Consider the following 24,766-nt stretch of genomic DNA (forward strand, 5'->3'; position numbering starts at 1 on the left):
AATGGTTCATCCTGATTAAACGGTTCGCGAGAACTGCGGTTTGTGGCCCTCTCGCTTCATTAAGTAATAATCAAATTGCATGGCAATATTACGGATTAACAGCCGTCCCATGGTTGTAACCTGCAAATGATCGGCATGCAACTCGATTAATCCGTCGTCCTGCATGGGCGTCAAATTTTGCAACGCATCGGCAAAATAATCGTCGAATACAATTCCATATTTCTTCTCTATTTTTTCTTTTTGCAAGCGAAAATTACACATCAGTTCGGTGATTACCTCGCGCCGTAAGATATCGTCTTCGTTCAGCTCCACACCTTTGTAAACCGGCAAATGCCCTGCGTCCAGTAACTCATAATACGGCTCCAGCTTTTTGACATTTTGCACATACAGATCGCTTAACATACTGATGCTGGTAATTCCGATGGCGAACAAATTTAAGCCGGCGTGTGTGGAGTAGCCCTGAAAGTTGCGATACAGCGTCCCTTCGTTCATGGCAATGGTTAGCTCGTCATTGGGTTTGGCAAAATGATCCATCCCGATGTACACATAACCCGAGGAGGTTAACGTTTCGATGCTCAGCTTAAGCAATTCCAGCTTTTCTTCAGGGCCGGGCAGCCATTCGTCTTTAATCAGCCGCTGATGTTTGATTATCGACGGCAGATGGGCGTAGTTAAAAACAGCCAGCCGATCGGGATCGATATCCAGAATAATCTCCAGCGTTTTTTTGAACAATTCTGCGTTCTGAAAGGGAAGTCCGTACATCAGATCAATATTGACACTCTGAAAACCAAGCTCGCGCGCCCAGTCCACCGTTTGGCGCGTAATGTCTTCTGGCTGGATGCGATTGACTGTTTTTTGTACTTTTGGATTAAAATCCTGAACGCCCATACTGCACCGGTTAAAGCCGGCTTCTTTAAGGGCAACCATGTGCTCCCTGGTCAATTCTCGCGGATCGATTTCCACGCTCACTTCCGCCCCTTCTTCCAGCTCAAACAGCCGACGGATGTCCTGACCAAGCCGACGGATTTGTTCCGGCGTTAAATAGGTGGGCGTGCCTCCGCCCCAGTGCAATTGCATCACTTTTCTGTTGTCATTAATTAAAGGCCGCAATAACTCCATTTCTTTAACGAGGTAATCGATGTAATGATCGATCTTCTGCCGATTGTGGGTGACCATCATATTGCAGCCGCAAAAGTAGCACAAAGTGTCGCAAAACGGCAGATGAAAGTACAGCGAAATAGGCTCGCCGCTCTTTTGCTGATCGTCCTTTTGAATATGCCGGATGTAGTCTTTTTCGCCAATGCCTTCATGAAAATACGGGGCAGTTGGGTAGCTGGTGTAGCGCGGCCCCGGCTGATCGTATTTTTTCAACAGATCAATATCCACGTGTATTTGATTTTTGCTGCTCATTTTTAATTCCCGGTTAAATGGTTAACTGGTTGAATGGTTGAATAGTTGAATGGTTGAATGTTGAATGGGGGCGTTTCCCAGCTCCACGTTCTGCGCTCAAATTTTGCTTCTTTTCATATTTCAAAACCATACCCCAACAACCTCAACTTAATTTATTTAAAACGTTTTTTAGTTATTGCTTTGTTTCCAATGGGCGAAATGGATGGCGCCCATTCCATCTCACCGATCCGTCGCAGACCTGCAGTACCACACCCGTATCCTTCAAAATTCGCAATTCGCAATTCGCAATTCGTAATTCGTAATTTATAATTCGTAATTGACAATTAATCATCCGCTTTGCGCAATTCTGCGCTAATTCTCCGTACTTCCTGAACCAGATGCTCCACGTTTTCCAGCGGAACATCCGGATGGATGCCGTGACCCAGGTTAAAGATGTGCCCGTTTTGTTTTCCGAAGATTTTTAAAATGCGCTCAACTTCGCGCGTAATGGTTTCCTTACTTCCGTAAAGCACGGTAGGGTCCAGATTGCCCTGCAGAGCATATTCCGGATGCAAAAGGCGAATGGCCTGTTCCATATCGGTCTGCCATTCCACGCCCAGGGCCTGCGCCAGGCTATCGCCCAGTTGAATCAAATGATCGATGCCGCCCATGCCGAACAGGATGACCGGCACGCCATTTTTTTGCAGTTTGTAAGCGATTTCCTTCATGTACCTGGCCGAAAACGGTTCGTACAGATGGAGAGGCAGCACGCTTCCCCACGTATCAAAAACCTGCACCGCCTGAACGCCCGCCTGGATTTGCATTTGTAGATATTCCACAATGGCCTCGGTCAATTTTTGCAAAAGCGCTTCTAAAATTTGCGGTTCACGGTACATCATGCCTTTAATGTGTTTAAAATGACGCGTGGGTTTACCTTCGATCATGTAAGCGGCCAGCGTAAAGGGAGAGCCGCTAAAGCCGATCAACGCTGTATTCTCATCCAATTCGTTTCGAATGACCTTTATGGCCTGGGCCACATACTGCAATTTGTCCACGATCTCTGCCGTCGTCAATCGCTCGACCTGCTCTGCCGAACGGATGGGCGGGGTTAGCTTTGGGCCATGATCGGGCATAAATTCCAGGGTTTGCCCCATGGCTTCGGGAACGACCAGAATATCAGAGAATAGAATGGCCGCATCAAAGCCAAAACGTTTAATGGGCTGCAGCGTTACTTCGGCCGCCAGTTCCGGTGTTTTACAGACCGTTAAAAAATCGTATTTATCTCGCAGCGCCCGATACTCTGGCAAATAGCGTCCGGCCTGTCGCATAATCCACACAGGCGTGCGTTCCACCGGTTTTTTGTGTATGGCTTTTAAAAACAGATTATTTTCGCTCATCTTCTTTTCCTTCATAATAATTAATAATTGCCTCAACCATTCCTTTAGAAGTGCTGATTTTTGGAATAATGTGTACTTTTAGTCCCTGCATGTTAATGGCTCTGGCGGTGGTTTGACCGATTGCCGCCAGGCGCGTCTCGCTTGTTTGCAGTAAATTTAAGCCCTCCAGGCATAAGATTTCTACCAAAAAATTAAACGCCGAAGGACTGAAGAAGGTGATTACGTCGATTTGTTTGTTTAGCAGTAAAGAACGAAAGGCCTTGTGATCAAAGTTCGGATTGGGCACCGTTTTATAAAATATTACCGTTTCCACCTGTGCGCCGTGCAATTTCAATCCCGTTTGCAGCTCTTCCCGGGCCAGGTTTGAGGAAGGGATTAAAATCTTTGTTCCTCGCAACTCCGAAGTGGTAAAGGCGTCAATCAGCCCCTTTGCCGAGAAATCATCCGGGATCAAATGGATCGGAATGCCTTCTTTTTCAAGGGTTTCAGCCGTTCGGGATCCGACCGCGGCAATTTTGATGGCCGGTAGTTGTATGGCGCCGTCTTGCAGTCTTTTTAAAAAAAATTTTACCGCGTTTTCGCTGGTAAAAATCAGCCAGTCAAACTGTTCAAGACGGGCAATAACGCGTTCCTGCCCGGCAATATTTTCGTCGGCGGCAACCGTGGCGATGGTAGGAAACAATACGGCCTTGCCGCCTTCTTTTTCGATCAGTTGAGTCAATGTTCTGGCCTGTTCGGGCTGCCGCGTAATGACAATGGTTTTATTCTTTAATTTCATTTTCGCTTCTAAACTTTTGTAATAGTTGTCTGGCGCCTTTTTTTAACAATTGTTCAGCCAGTTTTACGCCAAGCTCTTCTGCCTGTTCCATGGGACCAGAAACCTGATCTTTAATCAATATTTTCCCATCTTCACTGCCCACAAACCCCAGCAGGGTTAACTGCGCATCGCTCACCCTACCGTAGCCGCCAACCGGAAACTGGCAGCCGGTATCCAGGGTTTTCAACAGACTACGTTCTGCCACAACGCCATAATACGTTGGAATATGGTTCAACTTTTCGAGCATGGTTTTTAATGGTTTGTCGTTTGAGCGAATTTGAATGCCAATGGCGCCCTGGCCAATGGCCGGGATCATTTCGTTGCTCTTAAAAACCTGAAAATACAGACCTTCAATATCTAGGCGCTTAATGGCCGCCAGCGCCATAATAATGCCATCCAGGTTTTGTTCATGTAATTTTCTGAGGCGCGTGTCAATATTCCCCCGTAAATCCTCCATGCGCAGGTCGGGCCGCATTTGCAATAGCTGACAGCGTCGCCGGATGCTACCGGTTGCGATACGCGCGCCAGCGGGCAATTGATTCAGAGTCAGTCCGCCTTGTGTGATCAAAACATCTTCCACCGGACCGCGCGGCGGAATGGCCGCCAGCTCAAGACCCTGCGACATAGCAGAGGGCAGGTCTTTTAAACTGTGAACGGCAATATCAATCTTCTCCTGCAACAGCGCCTCTTCGATGGTTTTGGTAAAAACGCCCTGGCCGCCAATGCGCGTTAACGACGATTTTTGATCGCGATCGCCCTGGGTTTTGATGATAACTCGTTCCAGTTCCAGTTCCGGATAGCGCCGGCGCAGTTCGTTTTCTACAAAGTCGGCCTGCCATAAAGCAAGCGCGCTGCCCCTTGTTCCGATGCGTACTCTTTTTAGCATTGTTTTCCTTCACGATTTCTTTTCAAATTCATAAAGTTCTTCCAGAAATTCCAGATATTGTTCGTACTTTTGCGAATCCTTTAAATTGGATTTTAACAGCTTGATGTGTTGATGCAGTATTTTATTAATGATGCTTTCGGTTAAGTATTCAACATGCTCAAAGCCCTCTTGCGGCAGACGGGAACGCAGCCTTTGTAATTCATTTTGACGCAAGTTGTTAAAATAATTTCTTAAGCGATTGATAATCTGTGATGAGGCGTGAGTGGATAGCCAGACGACGAACTCATGCACGAAGTGAAGTATGATTTTTTCCGCTTTAGGAATTTCTTTCTTTCGTTTGCTCAAATTGCTTTGTACCACTTCGTTCAAATCGTCCAGGTTGTACAGATAAATAAAATCCAGCTCATCCAGCTCCGGATCAATATCCCGCGGGATGGCCAGATCGATTAAAAATAAAGGACGGCTGGCGCGTTTTTTCAGAACGGGTTCGATCATTTCTCGTGTTAAAACGTAATCGGCGCTGGAGGTGGCAGAAATCACAATATCCACATCCTCGATGATTTCCGTTAGTTCGCTTAAATTGTAGGCTTCGCCGGCAAAACGTCTGGCCAGTTCCACTGCCTTTTCATAAGTGCGGTTGACAATTAGTATTTTGCCCACGCCTTTTTCCACAAAGTGCTGGGAGGCCAGTTCGGCTGTTTCGCCGGCGCCGATCAGCAAAGCAACTTTATCATCTAAATTGGTAAAAATTTTACGCGCCAGTTCCACGCCGGCATAACTGACAGATACGGCGCCATCGGAAAGAAAGGTCTCGGTGCGCACTTTTTTCTCAGCTTGCAGGCCATAGTTAAACAACTTGTTGAGTAAAGCATCGGTCTTTTGCGCTTCGTAGGCAAAATGGTAGGCATCTTTTACCTGGCCGGTAATTTGCGGCTCGCCTAAAATCTGCGAATCCATCCCGGCAAAGACACTGAAAAAATGAAAAACGGCTTCTTTGCCTTTCAGAACATAAATGACTTCATCGTTCGTAAAATAATCGCATTTTTTAAAGTCATTTAAAAAACGCCGCAAATCTTTAATCTGATCGTCCGAAAGATCTCCGCTCAGATAAAGCTCCGTGCGGTTGCAGGTGGAGAGCACCAGCGCGCCGCGCAAATCGAATTTGAGCGTTAGCTCGTTTAATAGCTTTTGCTGTTCTTCTCTGGAAAAAGCCAATTCTTCCCGAATTTCAACTTTTGCCGTTTTATGGGAGATCCCAATTAAACTTAATGGAATATGTGTATTCATCCCTGCTTTCACTGTTAATAGAATTCATGAAACGATTTTCCAACGACAAGCGCGATCACCATTCCCGTTAAAAGAATTATAAAACCGAAAATTGAAAGATAGGCCATAATGCGCGCCGACCATTTTTTAAAATGCGACGCCACGTAAACGATTAGATAGGACAGCCAGATCAAATCCGTAATAATGACCTTTGGATCAGGATAAAAAAATTGACCAAATGCCCGTCGGGTTTGCACGTGTCCCAGAAAAATTCCGATGCCCATCAGTATTATTCCTATTAAAACGGCTCTTTTACTCATACTTTCAAGATAACTCACCGCCGGAAGCTGATCGAATATTTTTGTAAATCGTTTTTCTTTGATATTTCGGTACTGAATTAGATAGAGCAAAGCGTAAATGGCGCTAATCGCTAATGCCGTGTAGCCAATGATGTTTAAGGAAGCATGAATCGTAAATGTAGGATCGCTGAGTAAAGGATTGGACTCAGCCTGCCAGTCGTGCTGAAAAGCGGAAATCAGAACCGGAAAAAAGGCAAACAACAGAATAAAAAAGCCGGAAGCCCGGTTCTCAAAAGTCTTTTCGATAATGTAATAAACCAGCAGAATGGAAAACCCCAGAAATGAAAGCGCGTCGAAGGTCGAAGAGAGCGGCATGGCTTTTAAAAAAAGCTGACGCACCACAATTTCTGCACCATGAACGATAATTAAAAGGAGCAAAATGATTTTGGTTCGGTTTTCGTACTTTCTTCCATTGCCAAAATAGATGCGATAATAGATGCTCAGAACAATTAAATAGAAAACGGGAAGCAAATAACTGAGTACCAGACTAAATGTTTGCATAATGCTTTCCTTAATTATCATTGAATTAAAGAGATTAAATTAAAAAGAAATTGGCTTAAAACAAAATCCGATTGTCGAACGGCTGGCAGCGTTGGCCAAAGATCAGCTTGTGCTTACCCGTTTAATTCTCTTTTTTAAAAACGCCGATCAAAGCTCCCGATTCATCCGGCTGAAAGGGGGCCTTCTTAAAATCTCCGTAAAAACCGACCTTTTTAAAATTGTTCTTTTCATGCAAAGCCCGTAGATCATGGGAATTATGAGCGAACAAACGGTGGGCGTCTTCAAAAATAATTTTCCCGTCTTTTTCTAATCTGGTTTGAAAAATGGCGCCCGCCGGCGTAAGATTGTTGTAGGCGCGAATAAACCGCACCCCCTGTTCCCTGTTTTCAATAACAGGAAAGACAAACGTTGTTTGCCGTAAAATATTCTGCCAGTTTACCACCTGAAAAATCCAGTGCCCCTGCGGCTTAAGCAAATTAAAAATAGCGCCAATGGCCTGACCAAGTTCGTCCGGCGCGAGATACGATAATACGTTTCCCGTACAAAAAATGAGATCAAATCGTTCATTTCGATCCCGGGGTAAACGAGCGGGCAATTCATCCAGGTTTTTTAAATCCAACGCCAGCCAGGTTCCCTGCGGACATCTCTGTTTGGCCATTTGCAGCATGGTTTCATTGAGATCGATCCCCACCACTTCATGTCCTTCCTGCGCAAAGCGGGCAAGATATCCCCCCGTGCCACATCCCAGATCAAGAATTCGATTTCGATCATTTTTTAGCCAACTCTTCAAAAAGCGGTAGGTCGCATCGCGAAAGGGAAAAATCAAATCGTAATATCTGGCAAATTGTTCGTACATACTCTTTCCTCACTTTAAACTATTTTAAGAATGGCATTTTGGTCTCTCTCCCTTTTGCGACAGCCGCGGCTTAAATATCAAGAACTTTGAAAACTGATGAAATTTATTTATGGAAATCCTTTGTTTCAACACAAACGGTGGCGGGGATTCGAAGTGACAGCCAAGCATCTATTTAACTATTCAACCAATTAACCATTCAACCAACTGGTAGCCCTCCCCCCCCTGCACCCCCTCTCCCAGAATAAAAGTCTGGGAGAGGGAGACAGCTGTCGCTAACACGGCAGACTGTCTTGAATTAAGGCTGAAGGGCTTGAATGCTGTCGTTCAGCCAATCAACCAACAGACTCTTCAACTCTTATACTCTTACACTTTCCCCCTCGCTCAGCTATTCATCATCTTCTTGCGCCATTTGAGCCTGGCGCGGTGGCGTTTCTGGCTTGGACTGATGTAATGGGACTTTTTGTGACAGATTTCTATGATTTGCGCTTTGCGAACTTTCCGGTTAAAGGCTTTTAAGGCAGATTCAAAATTCCCGTAATTTGGCACATGCACGGTTATCATGACTACCCCCAATTTGATTAAACCATTACATTTAAAACGCATCAGAGATAGTCAGGTTTCAAAAAGAAACGGTAAAAATTATCCTCTATTCCAGCAATTGTCCTGCCTGTAAGCGATAACCGTTCAAAAAATCTTCCACGGTCATCCGTTTTTTGCCCTGTACCTGCACCTCGAAGATATCAACCGCTCCTGAAGCGCATTTCACCGTAAAGCCGTTTTTAAACACTTTAACCACAGTACCCGGCGGCACATCGTCTGATAAACGGGCTACCGGGCGGGAGCGAAAGATTTTCAATAGCTTCCCCTGCCAATAGCAGTAAGCGGCCGGATAAGGGCTCAGGCCTCTGATCCAGTTGTGCACCTTTTGCGCCGTTTGGTTAAAATTTAGATGGCATATTTTTCTCGTAATCTTGGGCGCTCTGGTTGCCTGCCCTTCATCCTGCTTTACTGGAACGATATCATTGGCTTCAAGTCTGTTCAGAGTTTCCACCAGTACATCGGCGCCAATTTCAGCCAGCAAATCGTGCAATTCGCCGGCCGTCATATCCGGAGCAATGGGCACCGATTTTTGCAAAAGCATGTTGCCTTCGTCAACGCGTTCATTGATTAAAATGGTGGTAACGCCTGTTTCCGTTTCGCCGTTTATGATCGCCCAGTTGATGGGAGCGGCTCCGCGGTAACGGGGCAAAAGCGAGGCGTGTAAATTTACCGTGCCTTTTGGCGGAATGTTGAAGACTTCTGGCGGAAGAATTTTAAAGGCAACCACCACAAAAGCATCGGCATTGAACTGCTTGAGCTGTTCGACAAATTGCGGATCGCGCAATTTTACCGGCTGCAGCACTGGTAGGCCCAGATCAACGGCCAGTTGTTTAACCGGCGAAGGTTTTAATTTTTGTCCTCTTCCCTGAGGCTTATCCGGCACCGTGACAACAGCCACAACCTCATGTGGAGAATGAATTAATTTTTTAAGGGACGTCCTGGCAAAATCAGGCGTCCCCATAAAAACAAGTTTCATTAGTTTTTGCTACCGGACTTTTTTACCACGTTGATTGCGGAACGTTCGATATTAAGTTTAACATTGTCGTCAACTTTAATAATAACCGTTTTGTTATCGTCGGTAAAGCCAACCACTTTGCCGTGAATGCCGCCCATGGTGATGACCTGATCGCCTTTTTGCAAGGCTTCCAGCATCTTTTGCTTTTCTTTCTGGCGCTTGGCCTGAGGACGTATCATTAAAAAATACATGATCACAATGATCAGAATAAAAGGTAAAAAGGCAACCAGCGGATTGCCACCGCCACCTGCGCCTCCCTGATTGGCCGGGGCCATTAACATGATAAACTGTAACATAAGTTCTCCTCAATTTTTAGTTTTCTACGACTCTGGTTATTTTTTGTAATATGCGCTCTTTCCAGCTCACATAGTTATCCTGTAATATTGCTTTTCGGGCCTGACGCACCAGCCACAGGTAAAAATGGACATTGTGAATGGTGGCCAGGGTTAATCCCAGAATTTCATTGGCATTGTAAAGATGCCTTAAATAGGCTCTGGAAAAATTTTTACAGGTGTAGCACTGGCAATTGGCGTCAACAGGCTTCGTATCTTCCTTAAAGCGCGCCGATTTCAGAACCATTTTACCTTCGGTTGTAAAAACAGTTCCATTGCGTGCATTGCGCGTGGGTATCACACAGTCGAACATATCCACGCCGCGCTCAATCGCTTCCAGAATATCGTCTGGCATTCCCACGCCCATTAAATATCGCGGTTTTTGCTCTGGTAAAATTTCCGTGCAAAAATCTGTAATGTCAAACATCTCATCCTTTGGCTCGCCCACGGCCAGTCCGCCAATGGCATATCCCGGAAAATCCAGTTCCATTAATGCCCTGGCGCTCTGTTCTCTGATGTCTTTAAAAGTACCGCCCTGAACAATGGCAAACAGCCACTGCCTGTGCCCATACAGCGGCTGCCAGCCGCTAAAGATCTCCCGTGCCTGACGCGCCCAGTCAATGGTCAATTGGTTTGATTTAAGCGCGTAATCTCTGGTCGAAGGATATGGCGGACACTCATCCAGCACCATCATAATATCGCTACCCAAACTTCGTTGAATTTCCAGCACCAGCTGGGGCGTAAATTTATGGTAAGAACCGTCCAGGTGCGATTGGAACAGGATTCCCTCGTCATCGATTTTGCGCAACTCTTTTAAACTAAATACCTGAAATCCTCCGCTGTCCGTCAAAATAGCGCGATCCCAGCCCATAAAGCGATGCAAGCCGCCCATCTTTTCAATCAACCGATGTCCCGGCCTCATGTACAAATGATACGTATTGCCAAGGATAATCGAGGCGTTGACCTCTTTTAAATCTCTGGGCGAAAGCGCTTTCACCGTTCCCTGAGTACCAACGGGCATAAAGATTGGGGTTTCGATGGAACCATGATCGGTGTTCAGTACGCCCGCTCTGGCCTTACTATTGACGTCCGTGTGCTTTAAATCAAAAAACATTCAATCCGTTCAATTTGATTTTTCAAAACGTTTAAGTTAATAGTTTTTAAGGAATCGGGGCAAATATTTCTTTTGGGCGCTTCTGTTTTGCCCACTCAAAGGATTTAGTTAGCCAGCCGTTTTTTACAGTCAATTCTGCAAACAAATATGGGACGCCCACCGCGGGCGCCCATCGCTGTCGGAATAACCATTGGCAAGATTTATCAAATGGTTCCTTATTTCACTTCTGGCTCAACAGCCGACGGAGGAAAGGCGTTCCTGTTAATTTCTGAAGAGTTCGCGATATTTAGAAATATTGAGGCGCTGATTGTAAAAAAGGTCTTCCAGCACTAACGCAACGGCGCCCAGAATGGCCGCATTTTCCTTTAATTTGGCCTTTTTCACCTTGACGATGCGACTGGGGGTACGCAAAATGTCGTGTTTTATCTGATCCTTGATGATTTTTAAAAGCAAGGGGTCGTGGGCAATGGACTGCCCTCCGATGACAACCAGTTCCGGATTGAGTGTGTTGATAAGATTGGTTAACACCACACCGACTAAAAAGCCGTATTCTTTGACCAGTTGCAAGGCGAGAGGATTGTCATTATGGGCCTCTTCCAGAATATAATCGACGCTTAAATTATCGGCGTCCAGATAACCGGCAAACTGTCCTTGCAGTCCGCGTTTTGCCCCTTCCAGAAGCACTTTTTCAGAAAGAATATCGCCAAAGTTTTTATGGCCGTCGTAAATTAGTTGACAATGACCTTTTTCGCGAATCAGGAAACCGACATCGTAATAACCAACCTCTCCGGCGGAAGCCGAAACGCCGCGATGCAGTTCGCCATTAATGATAATACCTGCGCCAACGCCATCGCCGACCCACAAATAGACCATATCGCGCGCTGTTTTTCCCGTGCCAAAATGAAACTCACCAAGGCTGATGGCCTTCACGTCATTTTCGACAAAGGTTTCAATTTTATAGCGGCTTTCGTATTTTCCTTTTAAAGGAAAACCAACCCATTTTTTAAGCGTATCCGACTCCTGAATCTTACCCGTCTTATAATTAACCAGTCCCGGAATGGCGATGCCAATCCCTATGGGTCTGGCTCTTTGCACCCAATCGATCTTAAAAAACTTATCGATGTAAGTAAAGGTCTGTTGAACAATTTCTTCCAATGGCGCGCCCGGTTTAAATGAAAAATAATCATTATTGTAAATTTTAGCGTCCAGATCGCTCAGCGCCACTCTGGCGTGGTCGCGCTTAATTTCGATTCCTATCGCAAAGCCGGAGCGCGGATTGAATTTCAATAAAATGGGTTTGCGACCGCCCAGCTTGGTGGAATTGCCCATGCCAATTTCATGAATATATCCCATTTCCAGAAGATTACTGATGATTTCTGAAACGGCAGCCTTCGAAAGCCGGTAGCGCTTGGCCAGTTCTGCTCGTGAAAGCGGACCGTCGTTTTTAATAAAGCGTAAAATATTTAATTCATTGAATTCGCGAACCAGTTTTGGCCCATATCCTGCTTCTCTTATCATCCTACCCCTTCTCTTAGTTTGTTTGCCAAACAATCAATAGTGTTTAAAGATAATATCAAATCCGGTCGAATAAAAGAGTTTTCTGCAATAAATATTAGATTTTTAAGATTTTTTGTGTTATTATTTGCAAAAATTATCAGTTCGGGAAGGAGTGTACTGCAAATGGACAGGGTGATACTGGATAAATTAGAAAACTTTAGCATCGATTTTGTGCCCCGCAAATTTCTGGTGGACAAAGAAAATCCCTACCTTTTAAGAAATCGTCAGAGCGATTCAAGCCGCTTCCGAAACCTTACTTCCAGGGAAATCGAAATCCTGGTCAAACACAACAATTCGGCCGAAAGCTGGGACAGGGTGCTGGTTACAGATCATTTTAATCCCAACCTGGTAAAAAATTGTGAGTTCTGGGGCCTGGTGCGCATCGGCGATCTTCAATCGGGCTATCTGGCTTACCACAAATTACGCCTGCCCGTGGGACTTTACAACAGCACCATCATCTCCTGCGATTTAGGCGATAATGTGGTTGTGCGGAATGTAAGATATCTATCGCATTACATTATTGGTCATCACACTATTTTATTCAATCTGGATGAAATGATCACGGTAGATAACGCCAAGTTCGGGAACGGAATCGTTAAAGAAGGCGAAACAGAGGATGTGCGCATCTGGATTGAACTGGCCAACGAGAACGGCAACAGAGCCATTTTGCCCTTTGTGGGCATTTTGCCGGCCGATGCTTACATCTGGTCCAGAAACCGGGCTGACAGGAAATTTCAACAAAAGCTCAAGGAACTGACCGATAAATTAGGCGATACGCGTCGCGGCTATTACGGCGAGGTGGGAGACCACTGTGTCATTAAAAACAGCCGCATCATCAAAAACGTTAATTTTGGTTCCTATTGTTACGTAAAAGGCGCCAATAAATTAAAAAACCTAACCATTCAATCCAGCGCCGACGAACCTTCTCAAATTGGTGAAGGCGTGGAGCTGGTTAACGGAATTATTGGTTACGGGAACAGAATTTTTTACGGGGTTAAAGCGGTACGATTTATTACAGGACGAAATGTTCAGCTAAAATACGGCGCCCGGCTTTTAAACTCCTTTTTGGGCGATAACTCCACCATCTCCTGTTGCGAGGTGCTCAACAACCTGATCTTTCCCTTCCACGAACAGCACCACAACAACTCCTTTTTGATTGCGGCCACCGTTCAGGGGCAGGCCAATATTGCGGCCGGAGCCACCATCGGCTCCAATCACAACTCCCGCGCTCCGGACGGAGAAATCATCGCCGAACGCGGGTTTTGGCCAGGGCTGTGCAGTAATTTTAAACACAACAGCTATTTTGCACCCTTTGCCCTGGTTGCCAAGGGTACCTACTACAGCGAACTAAACATTAAACTGCCCTTTGCCCTGGTGAGTCCTGCAGACAAAGCGAACGAGATCAATATCTATCCCGGCTACTGGTTTAAACACAATATGTACGCCCTGGCGCGCAACAGCTGGAAATTTAAAAATAGAGACAAACGGGTAATCAAAGAACAGCACATCGAAACGGATTATCTTGCGCCGGACACGGTAGAATCCATGATCAGCGGCATAGAAATTCTGCGGCAGGGCATTTGCCAGGCTGCCGGAAAAGAATTTTCCATCGCGGAAATCATCGAACAACAAAACAGTATTGATGGCAAACTGCAGGTTGTTTTGAATGATTTTGTTTACCACGGAAAAGCCCGTGTGTTAAAGCCGGCTCAGGGACTGCATCTTTATTATCAAATGATCGCCTATTACGGCGGGCTGGCCTTGTACGAATTTTTGAAAACGCAGTCGTTTAAATCCGAAAAAGAACTGGCGGCCGCTTTACAAGAACGCTTAACCGAACATCACCGAAAGTGGGTCAATTTAGGCGGACAACTGGTTCCGGCAGCAGAGGTGCAAAAATTAATCGACGATATTAAATCCGGTTTGCTCGATTCCTGGCAAAAAATTCATGAGCGGTACGACCGGTTGTGGGAAGCATATCCACGGCAAAAATGGTCGCATGCTGTTTACAGTCTTTTAGACCTGTATGAAATTACGCCCCATGATCTGACCTTTGAACGGCTGCGCAAAATTTTAAAGCATGTGAAAGAAATAGCCGGACAACTATTAAAAAACGCCTTTAAATCCAGAGAAAAGGATTACACCAATCCATATCGTAAAATGACCTATGAGAATGAGCAGGAGATGGAAGCGGTTCTGGGTAAAATCGAGGACAACAGCTTTTTAGTGGAGTTTGAAAACGAAGTCAAAGAAATGCAGCAACAAATTGACGGAATTCTCGCCAAATTGGTTTGAAGAGGACATACATTATGAAGGAGAATGGAAATGGCTACCAACAGAAAAAAACCGGAAAAAGCATATAAAAATCTTCAATTTTTAACCAGTCCGGAGGCGCGTCCCATCCGCATTCTGGCTGAATTCACTGAGCCCAGCGTTCGCTTTCGTAAATTTGGCATTCACAGCACCGTTGTATTTTTTGGTTCGGCGCGCGTCAGGCCGCACGATGTGGCCAAAAAGGAATTAAAAGTCATTGCGGATGCGTACGAGGAACACCCCTCCGAAGAGCTGGAAAAAGAACTGTCTGCTGCCAGGTTACGCCTGCGCCTTTCCAAATATTACGAAGACGCCACAGAGCTGGCCCGGCTGCTCACCGAATGGGCCATCGAAAAAGGCAACGGAAAGCAGGCCCTTTATGTTTGCACCGGCGGCGGACCGGGCATTATGGAAGCGGCCAATAAAGGCGCCTATCTGGCAGGCGGTAAATCCATCGGCCTTAACATCTCTCTTCCACATGAACAGGAACCCAATCCTTACATTTCTGAAGAATTGGGTTTTGAATTTCACTATTTTTTCATGCGTAAATACTGGCTGGTATATCTTTCTAAAGCGTTGATTATTTTTCCGGGCGGCTTTGGTACGCTGGATGAGTTAATGGAAGTATTGACCTTACTACAAACCGGCAAGATCCACCGACCGCTGCCTATTGTCGTTTTCGGGCAGGATTACTGGCAGGAAATCATCGACTTTGAAGCCATGGCCCGCTGGGGAACCATTGCTTTCAATGATCTTAACTTTTTTAAATTCGTGAATTCAGCGGAAGAAGGATTTCATTACTTAAAAAAACATCTTGAAAAATGGGTAACCAGCGACCTGGATCCTGAAAATGAAGTCAGGTTTTCACGGTAGGAGGCGGCATTATTTGCGGGCCGAATTATTCCGATTGGTTTTTACCGTTCTGGTATGACCAGCGTTTTTTATCTCTGAAGTCTTCGCCCCAGTGTAATTTGCTGCGCAGGGTCTCGTAAAAACTTTTATCCTGCATTTTAACCAGTTTTACCACAAAGGGGGCGCGACTCAATTTAAATCGCGTACCGTTGGGAAAGCTCTTCATCAACTGGCCGTCGCGAAACAATTTGATCTCTTTAAACTCGGTATAAACGGTTAACATGATGGTGCTGTTGTCCGGCACCACCACCGGCCGATTGGTTAAAGAATGCGGGCAAATGGGATTGACAATAAAAACATTGGTTTCGGGCACGACGATCGGTCCGCCGGCCGAGAGCGAATACGCCGTAGAACCCGTGGGCGTGGAGATGATTAAGGCATCGGCAATGTAAGAGTTAAGCAGTTTGCCATCTACCCGCGTCACGATTTCAATCACTCTTGAAAAGCCTGCCTTATCGACCACAAAATCGTTAAAGGCAAAGTATTTTTCATCGCTATCCAACACTTCACACTGCAGTAGCGATCTTCTTTCGACCACGCAGGCGCCGTTCAAAAAATTTTCCACATGCTGGATGACCTCTTCGGGCGACGTTTCGGCTAAAAATCCCAGTCCGCCCAGGTTCACGCCCATGATGGGAATCTGTCGTCGGCCAATAAACTGCACAGAGCGTAAAATCGTACCATCGCCGCCCAGAGCCAGAATTAAATCGGCGCTTTCGATAATCTTTTGCACAGGCTGTATTTTTAAATAGGGAAATTGCCCCTCCCGAATGAAAGGCGAATCGAAAGAACAAAGTAATACAGAAATTTCCCGGGCGGAATTTTCTTTTTTCCAGTCATCTAAAATTTTGAGAGGGATTAAAATTTGTTCTTTACGCGGATTGACTAAAATGCCAATGGTAACGGGTTTCTTTTCCATTACAAATCACTTGAATTAAAATTACCGTCGCCGTCTTGCGAAAGTTTTTTGACTTTGGTTTCCGCCTCGTTTAATTTTTGCAGGCAAAACTGAACCAGTTTCTGGCCTTCCTCAAAAGCTTTGATGCTTTTGTCCAGCGAAATTTCACCGCTCTCTAATTTTCCGACAATTTCTTCCAGGCGCGCTAAGGCCTCTTCGAATGTCATTTTTTTTGCTGCCATTACTTCCCTTTTACTACTTTGGTAACCCTACCCAGAATTTCCCCTTTAAACAATTCCGTCCGGATTTCCTCACCGCTTTTGACCATGGCGGCATCTTTTAATACCTGCCCGTTAATATAGCTAATACTGTAACCTCTTTCCAGCACTTTTTTAGGATTTAAATTCAAAAGACGCAAATTTATCTGTTCCAGATGTCGTTTATGGGCGCTTACGTTTTGTTCGTAATTTCTGATCAGTTGATTGGTTAGTTCATCAACGCGGTAGGCGTATTGATGCAGAATGTCTTCCAGGCGCCGCAATCCGTAGCTGCGGCGAATGCTTTCCAGCTGCTGTTTGTGCCGCTCAATTTTCAGCACAACGGCCCGTTTTAATCTTTGACCGTAAAGCAGAATACTTTGTTTGATTTCGTTGAAATCGGGCACGGCCAATTCTGCCGCTGCCGAGGGCGTCGGCGCGCGCAGGTCGGCCACAAAGTCGGCAATGGTGTAGTCGATTTCATGCCCGACCGCCGAAATAACAGGAATCTTTGAGTCGAAAATGGCGCGGGCGACCGTTTCTTCATTAAAGGCCCACAGGTCTTCCAGCGAGCCGCCTCCCCGCCCGACAATCAGCACGTCCACCTTGCCATATTCATTAAATTCCTTAATGGCTCTGGCAATATCTCTGGCCGCCCCCTCGCCCTGAACCTGCACCGGCCGTAAAATAATTTGCACATGAGGCGCACGCCGGCTTAAAACATTAATAATGTCTTTGATGGCCGCCCCCGTATCAGAGGTAACCACGCCCACGCGCAACGGAAATTTAGGTATGGGCTTTTTAAATTTTGAATCAAACAGCCCCTCGGCCGCTAACTGCTTTTTCAGACGTTCAAACTCCATTTGTAGGCGCCCTATACCGGCCGGCTGGATGTGAATGATATCGAAGTTGTAACGCCCGCTGCGTTCAAATACACGCACATTGCCCAGAGCCTGGACATGCATTCCGTCTTCCAGTTTAAAGTCGATATTGAACACACGCGAACGCCAGATAACTGCCGAAATTTGTGCCTGCTCATCTTTAAGCGTAAAATAATAATGGCCCGAAGAATGCGCCTTAAAGTTGGAAACTTCTCCTTCGAGCCAGATAGTGGGAATGTTTTCTTCTAAGAGTTTTTTTATGGTGTGCGTTAATTCGCTAACACTAAATATGTGCGTATCTTCTGTCCACATCTATCAGCCTGTATTAGCTAAAATAAAAAGGCTCATGGTCGATGAACCTTTTAACGGATCTTCTTTTTATGACGATTTTTTCTTAAACGTTTTTTCCTTTTGTGCGTCGCCATCTTTGCGCGTTTTCTCTTCCGTCCACAAGGCATGTTTAATGGTCTCCTTTCGTTTTGTTAGGACTTATTTAACCTCTTTTTCGCTTCTTCGATAAATTGCTTTACTGTTGTCGCTTCTTTAGACTCGGGATAGACTTTTATTAATTTTTCCCAGGTAATAATTGCATTCTGAAATTTATTTAAATTGTACTCAATAACGCCCTTGTTATAAAGCCCCAGGCGATGGTCTGGCTCCAGCTTTAAAGCTTCATCCACATACATCAACGCCGAATCGAGCTTTGCCAGGTTAAAGTAAGACACCCCAATATCAATAAATACTTCGGGCGTTTTTACCTGATGCTCTATCGCCTTTTTGTAGTAGATTTTTGCCAGATCAAAACGACCAATGTCAAAATAACTATTCGCCAGATGCACCATCAACTGGCCGTTTTCCGGTTCTTGTTTTAGCCTATCTTTAAGCTCCTGAATCTGGCGCATTTTTTCCATATCCGGATGATTCTGCTCCATAGGAGAACCCTGGCGCTGCATTTGCGAAGACATCCTTGATTTTAAAGTTTCTCGATTGCTGCTTAAAATTAAAAGCACCACAATAAGAGAAAAAATAAACGTTGCGCTCAGGGCAACTATTGCTTTGCGGCTTAATCCCCCCTCGCTTACAGGGGCGGCCTTTAAATTGTCTTTAATTTTCGCCCCGCATTTCGGACAAAAATTGGCGTCCTCAACAATATGGGCGCCGCATTCCGGACATTTAATCTTTTTATCTATAGCCTGCCTCCTTTATATTAAAAAATCAGCTAACAATTTTAATATTTTTAAGCGTTAATGTCAATTTTAATTTTAAATAATAGAATTCGCCCTAAAAAGGGGAGAACCGTCATTTGGAACGAAGAGAAAAATCTTATAACGGCAATAAAAACAATCTTACTTTTCAAGGATTCTCTTACTGGAATACTAAAAAATCCTTTTTAGCCTGACATCATAATTTTTTGATTTTTAATTAATTAATCTCTAAGGAGAAAAAACGCATCCTGAGAACCTTTAATTCAATCATGCGTAAGCGGGCCTTTCCATGTCATTCCCGCCCCCCCACCGTCATTCCCTCGCAAGCAGGAATCCCTGACACACCAGCCAGTCATTCCTGCGCAAGCGGGAATCCCTTTCACCTTTGCACGTCAACCAGTCATTCCTGCGAACGCAGGAATCCCATCCCTCCTTCAGGGGATTCCGGCTCTCGCTGCGCTCGGCCGGAATGACACCAGGCAGTCATTCCCGCGCAAGCGGGAATCCCCTCCCACCTTTCCACGTCATTCCCGCGCAAGCGGGATTCCCTTTCACTTTGCAGTGGATTCCGACTGTCGCTCCGTTCAGAAAGACAGCCCGTTGACCATTCAACCATTCACCTCTTACACCCTTAACTCTACTAACCCGCTTAAAAGAATAGAAAATACCATAAAATTTAGTTAGATTAATCAAAACAAAACAAAAAAACAGCAACAGATGAAGTTAGAAGATAAATTATCGCGCATCCCGGCAAAACCAGGTTGTTATTTGTTTAAGGATCAAAGCGGCGCCATTTTGTACGTGGGCAAAGCCAATGTGCTCAAAAACCGCGTACGCTCCTATTTTCAGAAATCCCGGCCGTTTCACCCGCGTTTAAATGCCCTGGTTAAGAAAATTGCCGACATTGAGTGGATTGTCACCGATTCAGAAGTGGAAGCCTTAATCCTCGAAAACAATCTGATCAAAGAGCACAAACCACGCTACAATGTCAATTTACGCGACGACAAGACCTACCCTTTCATCCGCATCACCAGCGAAGATTTTCCGCAGGTTTTTGTCACGCGTAAAATTGTGCGCGACGGATCGGAATATTTTGGTCCTTACACAGACGTAAAAAACGTTCGTTACGTCCTAAAAACCTTACGGCAAATCTTTCCCATTCGCTCTTGCAAATTCCAGCTCACGCCGCAGGTCATCGAAAAAAAGAAGGTCGATTTGTGCCTGGACTATTACATCAAAAAATGTAAAGGGCCGTGCCAGGGGCTGCAAAGCAAAGAAGATTACGCGCGAATGATCGAGCAGGTGCGCAAGTTTTTGCGAGGGAAAACGGACGAGTTGAGCAAGGAGCTTAAACGACAAATGGCCGACTTGGCCGCCAGAATGGAATTTGAAGAAGCGGCGCTGGTGCGCGATCGCCTTAAGGCGCTGGAACAGTACCGTAACAATCAAAAAATCGTTCAGGGCGATTTTAAAGACCGGGATGTTTTTGCCATTGCCCTGGAAGATCAGGATGCCTGCACGGTGGTTTTTAAAATCCGCGAAGGCAAGATCATCGGCAAACAACATTTTTATCTGAAGCAGGTCGGCTGGAAGAATGATGCAGAAGTGCTGGAAGAATTCTTAAACCAGTACTATTTTTCCAATCAGGACCGGCCTCAGGAGATTTTTGTTCAGACCGCTCTGGAATCTGCCTCGGCTCTGGAAAGCTGGCTTACGCGGGAATCGGGGCGCAGGGTGCGCGTGGTGACGCCGCAGCGCGGCGAAAAGCACAAACTAGTGCAAATGGCCGTTAAAAACGCCCGCTTTTTACTGGACGAGTTGCAGCTGCAAAAGATGAAAAAAGAACAAACCGTTCACTTTACGGTGCTTGCCCTGCACCGCGACCTGAATTTACCCAAACCGCCGCTGATCATTGAATGCTTTGACATCTCCAATATTCAGGGTAGCGACGCCGTGGCTTCCATGGTATGCTTTGAAAACGGCAAACCCAAAAAAAGCGAATACCGCCGTTTTAAAATCAACACCAAACAAACCCCGGATGACTTTGCCATGATGCGCGAGGTGATCGGCCGACGCTACCGCCGACTGCTTGACGAAAAAAAACGTCTGCCCGATTTGATCGTCGTCGATGGCGGCAAGGGACAGCTCTCCTCCGCCGTGCAGGTGCTCAAACAATTGGGTCTGGAAGATCAGCCGGTCATCGGTCTGGCTAAACGACTGGAAGAGGTTTTTGTACCCGGCGAAAAAGAGTCCCGAATTCTGCCGGAGAAATCATCGGGCCTGCGTTTGCTGCAACAAATTCGCGACGAAGCCCATCGTTTTGCCGTTACCTTCCACCGCAAAAGGCGTTCAAAAAGAACGCTACACTCCACATTGGATGACATTCCCGGCGTGGGCCCCACGCGCAGACAAAAATTGCTGCGCGTATTCGGCTCAGTTAAAAACGTGGCCGCTGCCAGCAAACATGAGCTGATGAGTAAAGCCGGTCTCCCGGAAAAAGTGGCGGAAGCGGTTAAAGAGTTTTTCGAGAAAAATCCGCTGTGATGGGAGAAGGGGGGGGGTAAGAGCTTAGGAGTTTAGGATACTTCCCTTGGAAGATCTAATGGAAAAGCGTTTGAAAATTTTTGTGCTGTTTTAAAAACTCATCCCCCGTCAATGGATTGGTTGAATAGTTGATTAGTTGAATGGTTGAATAGTTAGCCTGTCATTTCAAACCTGTTTCTGCAAATGTGGTGAATTCCTGCCACCGTTTATGTAAGGGCGAAGGATTTCCAAGAACAATTCAGCGATGGTAAGTATTAATCTTTAGTCATATCAAAAAAGAGCTCTGTATAAAGTAGGGTTGGAAATCCTTCGCCCTTACAAGTACGTTCATTCCTGATCTTTTGTCTGGGAGTGAGGATCGAGCGAGCAAGGGTAATTTAATTTAAAATATTCATTGCGCCCTTTTTGACTTCTCTGCGCTTTATGTGGTCGCTTAACCCATCTTGAACACTAAAACGGTTTAAGTTATTTAAAAACAACATGTCGTTCTTTTTTATTACCACTACAATATTTAAATTCTTATCTTTTTCATACCTAATGGCTTGGGCTTGATCTTAAATGCCTGCGCCATTAAATAATGGATCGCCTCCGGTTCGGTCGTATCTCTTATAACTAATAAATCTCCTTTCTGCGTTTTCATCTCCACGCTTACTCGCTGCTGTACGGAAAGTAATTCACGAATGGTTGTCCAGCGATGATAAACGCCTGCATCATGTAATTGTTTTTGAAGACTTATCAATACATGAAAGGCTAAAATCGAAATGAAAATATGCCCTTCAATGCGTTTATCCTTCTGGTGAAAATTAGGCCTTAAGCCTAATTCACTCTTCAACGAGCGAAATCCATCCTCCACATCCGTTAAACTGATGTAGAGCTGCCAAATCTCACGATCCGTTAAATCCAGACGACTCGTCCGTAAATAATACGTGCCGGAAAATCGATCATCCATCTTTTGCTCATCTTTTATCTTCCAGCTGATCTCTGTCACGATACCATTGTGATGCTCAACCGTAATATCATAAAAATAGGCCACCTTTGCATGACGTTCCTTTATGCGGCCAATGCGTTCTAAAACCTTGGGATATTTCTTCGTGCCTCGTTTCTTGTGCAAACTCTCCGCCGCATATTTCAACTCCGCCTCAAAGCGCTGCTGATGAAATTGTCGAATGGCTTCCTCTTTCTTTTGCCTTGAGGCGCTGCGACAGTATAAATAAAGCTCTTTATCCTTACGGTAAAGATAGGCTTCCACTTTATGGCGTTGATCGTGATTAATCTCTTTAAAAGCATTTTCTTCGATCTCGATTTCCGGTTTACTGCGTGAGACAACCAGATAGTCGTGTCCACGCTTTGTGATCAGTTGCAAGTTCTCTTCTGTGGCAATCCCGGCATCTAAAATAATCAATTTCCTGACTTTGCCGCCTATCGTATCCAGAATTTTAGACAAAGTCTCTGGTTCGGAAACATTGCCAGAGAAAAGACGACTCTCCTTGGGGAATCCATCCTCATCCAATACCAGGCCTAAAGTAACCAGGGGCATATCGTGACGCTTATCTTTACTACGTCCGCGAGCCTTGAGTTCACTGGTACGGCTACTCTCAAAATACGTATTGGTTAAATCGTACAGGATGATCTTTTCCTGCAAGGAAAATAACAGACGCTCTTGCTCTACTAAACCATTCTCGATTTTGTCCTTATGTTCTAATAATTGATCCGTAATTCGATAAAGTTTATTGTGAGAAAGTCTTGAAAGGTCTAACTCTAAAAGCTCATCGATGGCGCTTTGCTTTTTGACCCAGCGTAAGGTCGCCCATTCGCTTGAGGGGTGCACCAGGCGCCCAACGATCAACAGTTCGGCCAGTTTAATATCCTTCTCCTTAAAGCCCAGCTTTTTTAAAAGTTCATTGAACTTAAGCTTTCTTAACATCATCAAACTGATGTATTCGCCTCCTATACTGCGAGCATCTCTGAATTTGACAGAGCCCGTAAAAATGGTCTCGGTTTCCTGTGGGCTTTCTTTTTTTTCTACCTTTTCTTGTTTTAGTTTGTTTTGAATTAAAAGCGAGGCATAGCGCTGGGCTAATTGTTCAATTTGCTCATCCACTTCGATCAGTGAAGTTTGTCCGCTTATGATCTCTTCGATGCGATTGGCAAGTGTTTTCCATTGGTCTTTAGGAATGGTAAGCTTGCCCAGGTTGAGCAATTTTCTTTGTCTTGGGCCTTTTTCAGTACGATAGGATTCGACCAATTGATGGTAAACGAAGGTTTTATCGTACCCTTTATTCTTTTTTGTGACTTCTTTAATAAACATGTTCAAATATAATCATATCAGTCAATTAAGTCAAGGGGGAAACCAATATAGTATGGGGCACTACAACGACATCTCGAAAACTCGATCCAAAAAAACCAATAACTTACAAAAACCGAAGGTGGAAATTTGGTGATTTGGGCTTAAATTTTGTTCAAGATGGGTTAAAATACTTTGTTTATTCATTTTCTGCGATGATTGACGTAATCTGCGAGAAAATTTCTTTGCGTACGTTGCGGTTGTTTTTAGTTGCGGCTGTGCTGCCTTAGGAGTTTAGGGGTAGTTTTTGAACCTTGATTTTCAGGATTTTATTGATTTATTATTGCGGGGAAAAGATAATCCTGCGAATCCCAAAATCAAGCAAACCATAGTTCAAAATATTTGCACCGGCCTGCCATTTCGAGAATCCCACTCCGGCTGGAGACGAGAAATCTTTTCCTTTCTTCACTGTTCCACTCTCTCTTCAACCACGCTCAGCGCATAGGGGATGAAAGCCGGACTGCGCAACAAACCGTCGCCACAAATCCCCCTTTACCCGCTTAAAAACCTCTGGCGGTACTTTCGTTTAATCGCTTCCCAATTTGCAACCAGTGTTTTAAATTGAGACAAATATCTTTGCGCAAATTTTTGCCCATCAATTTGCCTTACAAAGCGCAATTCCCGCACCGAACTGCTGACAAAGAAAAAATCATACTGTGGCAATTGATCAATATGAATGAGCGCTTCCCTGGCCTTTAACTCCTTAACCAGCACCGAACGTACTGTTCCGGGCAGTATGCCGACCTCAGCGGGCGGCGTGAACAATCGGCCGTCTTTTACGCCAAAAATATTGGCAATAGAAGTTTCCATTAACAATCCCTGTTTATTTACGTAAAGTACGTCGTCAAAGCCTTGCTGCTGCGCCAGGCCGCGAAAATAAAAATGATAGCCATAGTTAATCGTTTTATGTTGTAACAGGGGCGCCTGCTCATTGTACGGCGTAGGAAAAATCTTTAAGGCCAGGGGAGCCGGTTCTTTCTGAGACGGAGAAATGGCTTCGACCAAAATAAGAAAATGTTGTGCATTGATTTTAACATTTCGCCGATCCAGCGGCAGCAAACAAATTAGTTTAACGCGCGCCTGGCGGTAGGCAGATTCATTTTGCAGGCGCGTTAAAATGATCGTTTTTAAATCCGGCCAGTTTACTCTCGCCTGAAAATCATTCAAACTGTTCTGCAGACGCGCAAGGTGTTCTTCCCAGAAATAGAGGACGCCCTGTTCGTAGTAAATCGTTTCGAACAAAGCCTGTCCGCTGCTGAGTAACGACAGCAGAGAAAATCGAAGCGGCTCTTGCTGCCAGGAATTGTTTTCAAAAATGAGCAT

21 protein-coding genes and 1 pseudogene are annotated in these 24,766 nt (G+C 45.1%); 3 read left to right on the top strand and 19 right to left on the bottom strand.

Annotation, left to right across the window (positions count from 1 at the left end; genetic code table 11):
* Positions 1 to 15: 15 nt before the first annotated feature.
* From hemN to Cabys_RS12525, 12 genes are all read right to left on the bottom strand, one after another.
* A complete protein-coding gene (hemN, locus tag Cabys_RS12470) occupies positions 16 to 1,410 on the bottom strand; it encodes an oxygen-independent coproporphyrinogen III oxidase (protein ID WP_006930899.1) in 1,395 nt (464 codons plus the stop codon).
* 323 nt (positions 1,411 to 1,733) lie between these two features.
* Positions 1,734 to 2,786: a uroporphyrinogen decarboxylase gene (hemE, locus tag Cabys_RS12475; protein ID WP_006930901.1), complete on the bottom strand. Its 1,053-nt coding sequence runs from the start codon at positions 2,784 to 2,786 to the stop codon at positions 1,734 to 1,736.
* On the bottom strand, positions 2,773 to 3,564 hold the full coding sequence (locus Cabys_RS12480) for a uroporphyrinogen-III synthase (RefSeq protein ID WP_006930903.1): 792 nt from the start codon (positions 3,562 to 3,564) through the stop codon (positions 2,773 to 2,775). The genes hemE and Cabys_RS12480 overlap by 14 nt, the downstream gene beginning before the upstream one ends.
* On the bottom strand, positions 3,548 to 4,489 hold the full coding sequence (gene hemC, locus Cabys_RS12485) for a hydroxymethylbilane synthase (RefSeq protein WP_006930904.1): 942 nt from the start codon (positions 4,487 to 4,489) through the stop codon (positions 3,548 to 3,550). Before hemC ends, Cabys_RS12480 begins: the two co-directional genes overlap by 17 nt.
* Before the next feature lie 9 nt (positions 4,490 to 4,498).
* Complete coding sequence (gene hemA / locus Cabys_RS12490; protein ID WP_006930906.1) at positions 4,499 to 5,776, bottom strand: glutamyl-tRNA reductase; 1,278 nt, start codon at positions 5,774 to 5,776, stop codon at positions 4,499 to 4,501.
* 14 nt (positions 5,777 to 5,790) lie between these two features.
* A complete protein-coding gene (locus Cabys_RS12495) occupies positions 5,791 to 6,615 on the bottom strand; it encodes a cytochrome C assembly family protein (protein ID WP_006930908.1) in 825 nt (274 codons plus the stop codon).
* 121 nt (positions 6,616 to 6,736) lie between these two features.
* On the bottom strand, positions 6,737 to 7,471 hold the full coding sequence (locus tag Cabys_RS12500; RefSeq protein WP_006930910.1) for a class I SAM-dependent methyltransferase: 735 nt from the start codon (positions 7,469 to 7,471) through the stop codon (positions 6,737 to 6,739).
* 381 nt (positions 7,472 to 7,852) lie between these two features.
* Positions 7,853 to 8,032: a 30S ribosomal protein S21 gene (gene rpsU, locus Cabys_RS12505; RefSeq protein ID WP_006930912.1), complete on the bottom strand. Its 180-nt coding sequence runs from the start codon at positions 8,030 to 8,032 to the stop codon at positions 7,853 to 7,855.
* Between the two features lie 85 nt (positions 8,033 to 8,117).
* Complete coding sequence (gene fmt, locus Cabys_RS12510; RefSeq protein WP_006930913.1) at positions 8,118 to 9,047, bottom strand: methionyl-tRNA formyltransferase; 930 nt, start codon at positions 9,045 to 9,047, stop codon at positions 8,118 to 8,120.
* Positions 9,047 to 9,382: a preprotein translocase subunit YajC gene (gene yajC, locus Cabys_RS12515; protein WP_006930915.1), complete on the bottom strand. Its 336-nt coding sequence runs from the start codon at positions 9,380 to 9,382 to the stop codon at positions 9,047 to 9,049. Before yajC ends, fmt begins: the two co-directional genes overlap by 1 nt.
* A 16-nt stretch (positions 9,383 to 9,398) precedes the next feature.
* Entirely contained in the window at positions 9,399 to 10,532 is a 1,134-nt protein-coding gene (tgt, locus tag Cabys_RS12520) for a tRNA guanosine(34) transglycosylase Tgt (RefSeq protein WP_006930916.1), read from the bottom strand.
* Between the two features lie 261 nt (positions 10,533 to 10,793).
* Positions 10,794 to 12,050, bottom strand: coding sequence for an ROK family transcriptional regulator (locus tag Cabys_RS12525; RefSeq protein ID WP_006930918.1), 1,257 nt, complete (start codon positions 12,048 to 12,050; stop codon positions 10,794 to 10,796).
* Between the two features lie 162 nt (positions 12,051 to 12,212).
* On the opposite strand from Cabys_RS12525, the gene Cabys_RS12530 reads away from it, so the two are divergent.
* On the top strand, positions 12,213 to 14,384 hold the full coding sequence (locus tag Cabys_RS12530; RefSeq protein WP_006930919.1) for a DUF4954 family protein: 2,172 nt from the start codon (positions 12,213 to 12,215) through the stop codon (positions 14,382 to 14,384).
* Between the two features lie 30 nt (positions 14,385 to 14,414).
* On the top strand, positions 14,415 to 15,275 hold the full coding sequence (locus Cabys_RS12535) for an LOG family protein (RefSeq protein ID WP_006930921.1): 861 nt from the start codon (positions 14,415 to 14,417) through the stop codon (positions 15,273 to 15,275).
* Between the two features lie 25 nt (positions 15,276 to 15,300).
* On the opposite strand, the gene Cabys_RS12540 is transcribed toward Cabys_RS12535, so the two are convergent.
* The 5 genes and pseudogenes from Cabys_RS12540 to Cabys_RS20740 all read right to left on the bottom strand — a co-directional run.
* Complete coding sequence (locus Cabys_RS12540; protein WP_006930923.1) at positions 15,301 to 16,233, bottom strand: NAD(+)/NADH kinase; 933 nt, start codon at positions 16,231 to 16,233, stop codon at positions 15,301 to 15,303.
* Positions 16,233 to 16,454 carry an exodeoxyribonuclease VII small subunit gene (gene xseB / locus Cabys_RS12545; RefSeq protein WP_006930925.1) on the bottom strand — a complete coding sequence of 74 codons (222 nt, stop codon included), beginning with the start codon at positions 16,452 to 16,454 and terminating at the stop codon, positions 16,233 to 16,235. The genes Cabys_RS12540 and xseB overlap by 1 nt, the downstream gene beginning before the upstream one ends.
* On the bottom strand, positions 16,454 to 17,662 hold the full coding sequence (gene xseA / locus Cabys_RS12550; RefSeq protein ID WP_006930927.1) for an exodeoxyribonuclease VII large subunit: 1,209 nt from the start codon (positions 17,660 to 17,662) through the stop codon (positions 16,454 to 16,456). The genes xseB and xseA overlap by 1 nt, the downstream gene beginning before the upstream one ends.
* A 170-nt stretch (positions 17,663 to 17,832) precedes the next feature.
* Positions 17,833 to 18,303 (bottom strand): tetratricopeptide repeat protein, encoded by a 471-nt coding sequence (locus Cabys_RS12555; RefSeq protein ID WP_044281434.1) that lies wholly within the window; start codon positions 18,301 to 18,303, stop codon positions 17,833 to 17,835.
* Between the two features lie 159 nt (positions 18,304 to 18,462).
* Positions 18,463 to 18,540: pseudogene (locus tag Cabys_RS20740) on the bottom strand (zinc-ribbon domain-containing protein); the annotation flags it as partial.
* 732 nt (positions 18,541 to 19,272) lie between these two features.
* Between Cabys_RS20740 and uvrC the strand changes: the two are divergent.
* Entirely contained in the window at positions 19,273 to 21,099 is a 1,827-nt protein-coding gene (gene uvrC / locus Cabys_RS12565) for an excinuclease ABC subunit UvrC (RefSeq protein WP_006930930.1), read from the top strand.
* A gap of 511 nt (positions 21,100 to 21,610) precedes the next feature.
* Here the strand turns inward: uvrC and Cabys_RS12570 are convergent.
* Positions 21,611 to 23,407 carry an IS1634 family transposase gene (locus Cabys_RS12570; protein ID WP_006926703.1) on the bottom strand — a complete coding sequence of 599 codons (1,797 nt, stop codon included), beginning with the start codon at positions 23,405 to 23,407 and terminating at the stop codon, positions 21,611 to 21,613.
* 528 nt (positions 23,408 to 23,935) lie between these two features.
* A complete protein-coding gene (locus Cabys_RS12575; RefSeq protein WP_006930931.1) occupies positions 23,936 to 24,766 on the bottom strand; it encodes an aminotransferase class IV in 831 nt (276 codons plus the stop codon).

The sequence above is a fragment of the Caldithrix abyssi DSM 13497 genome (assembly GCF_001886815.1).
Lineage (GTDB): Bacteria > Calditrichota > Calditrichia > Calditrichales > Calditrichaceae > Caldithrix > Caldithrix abyssi.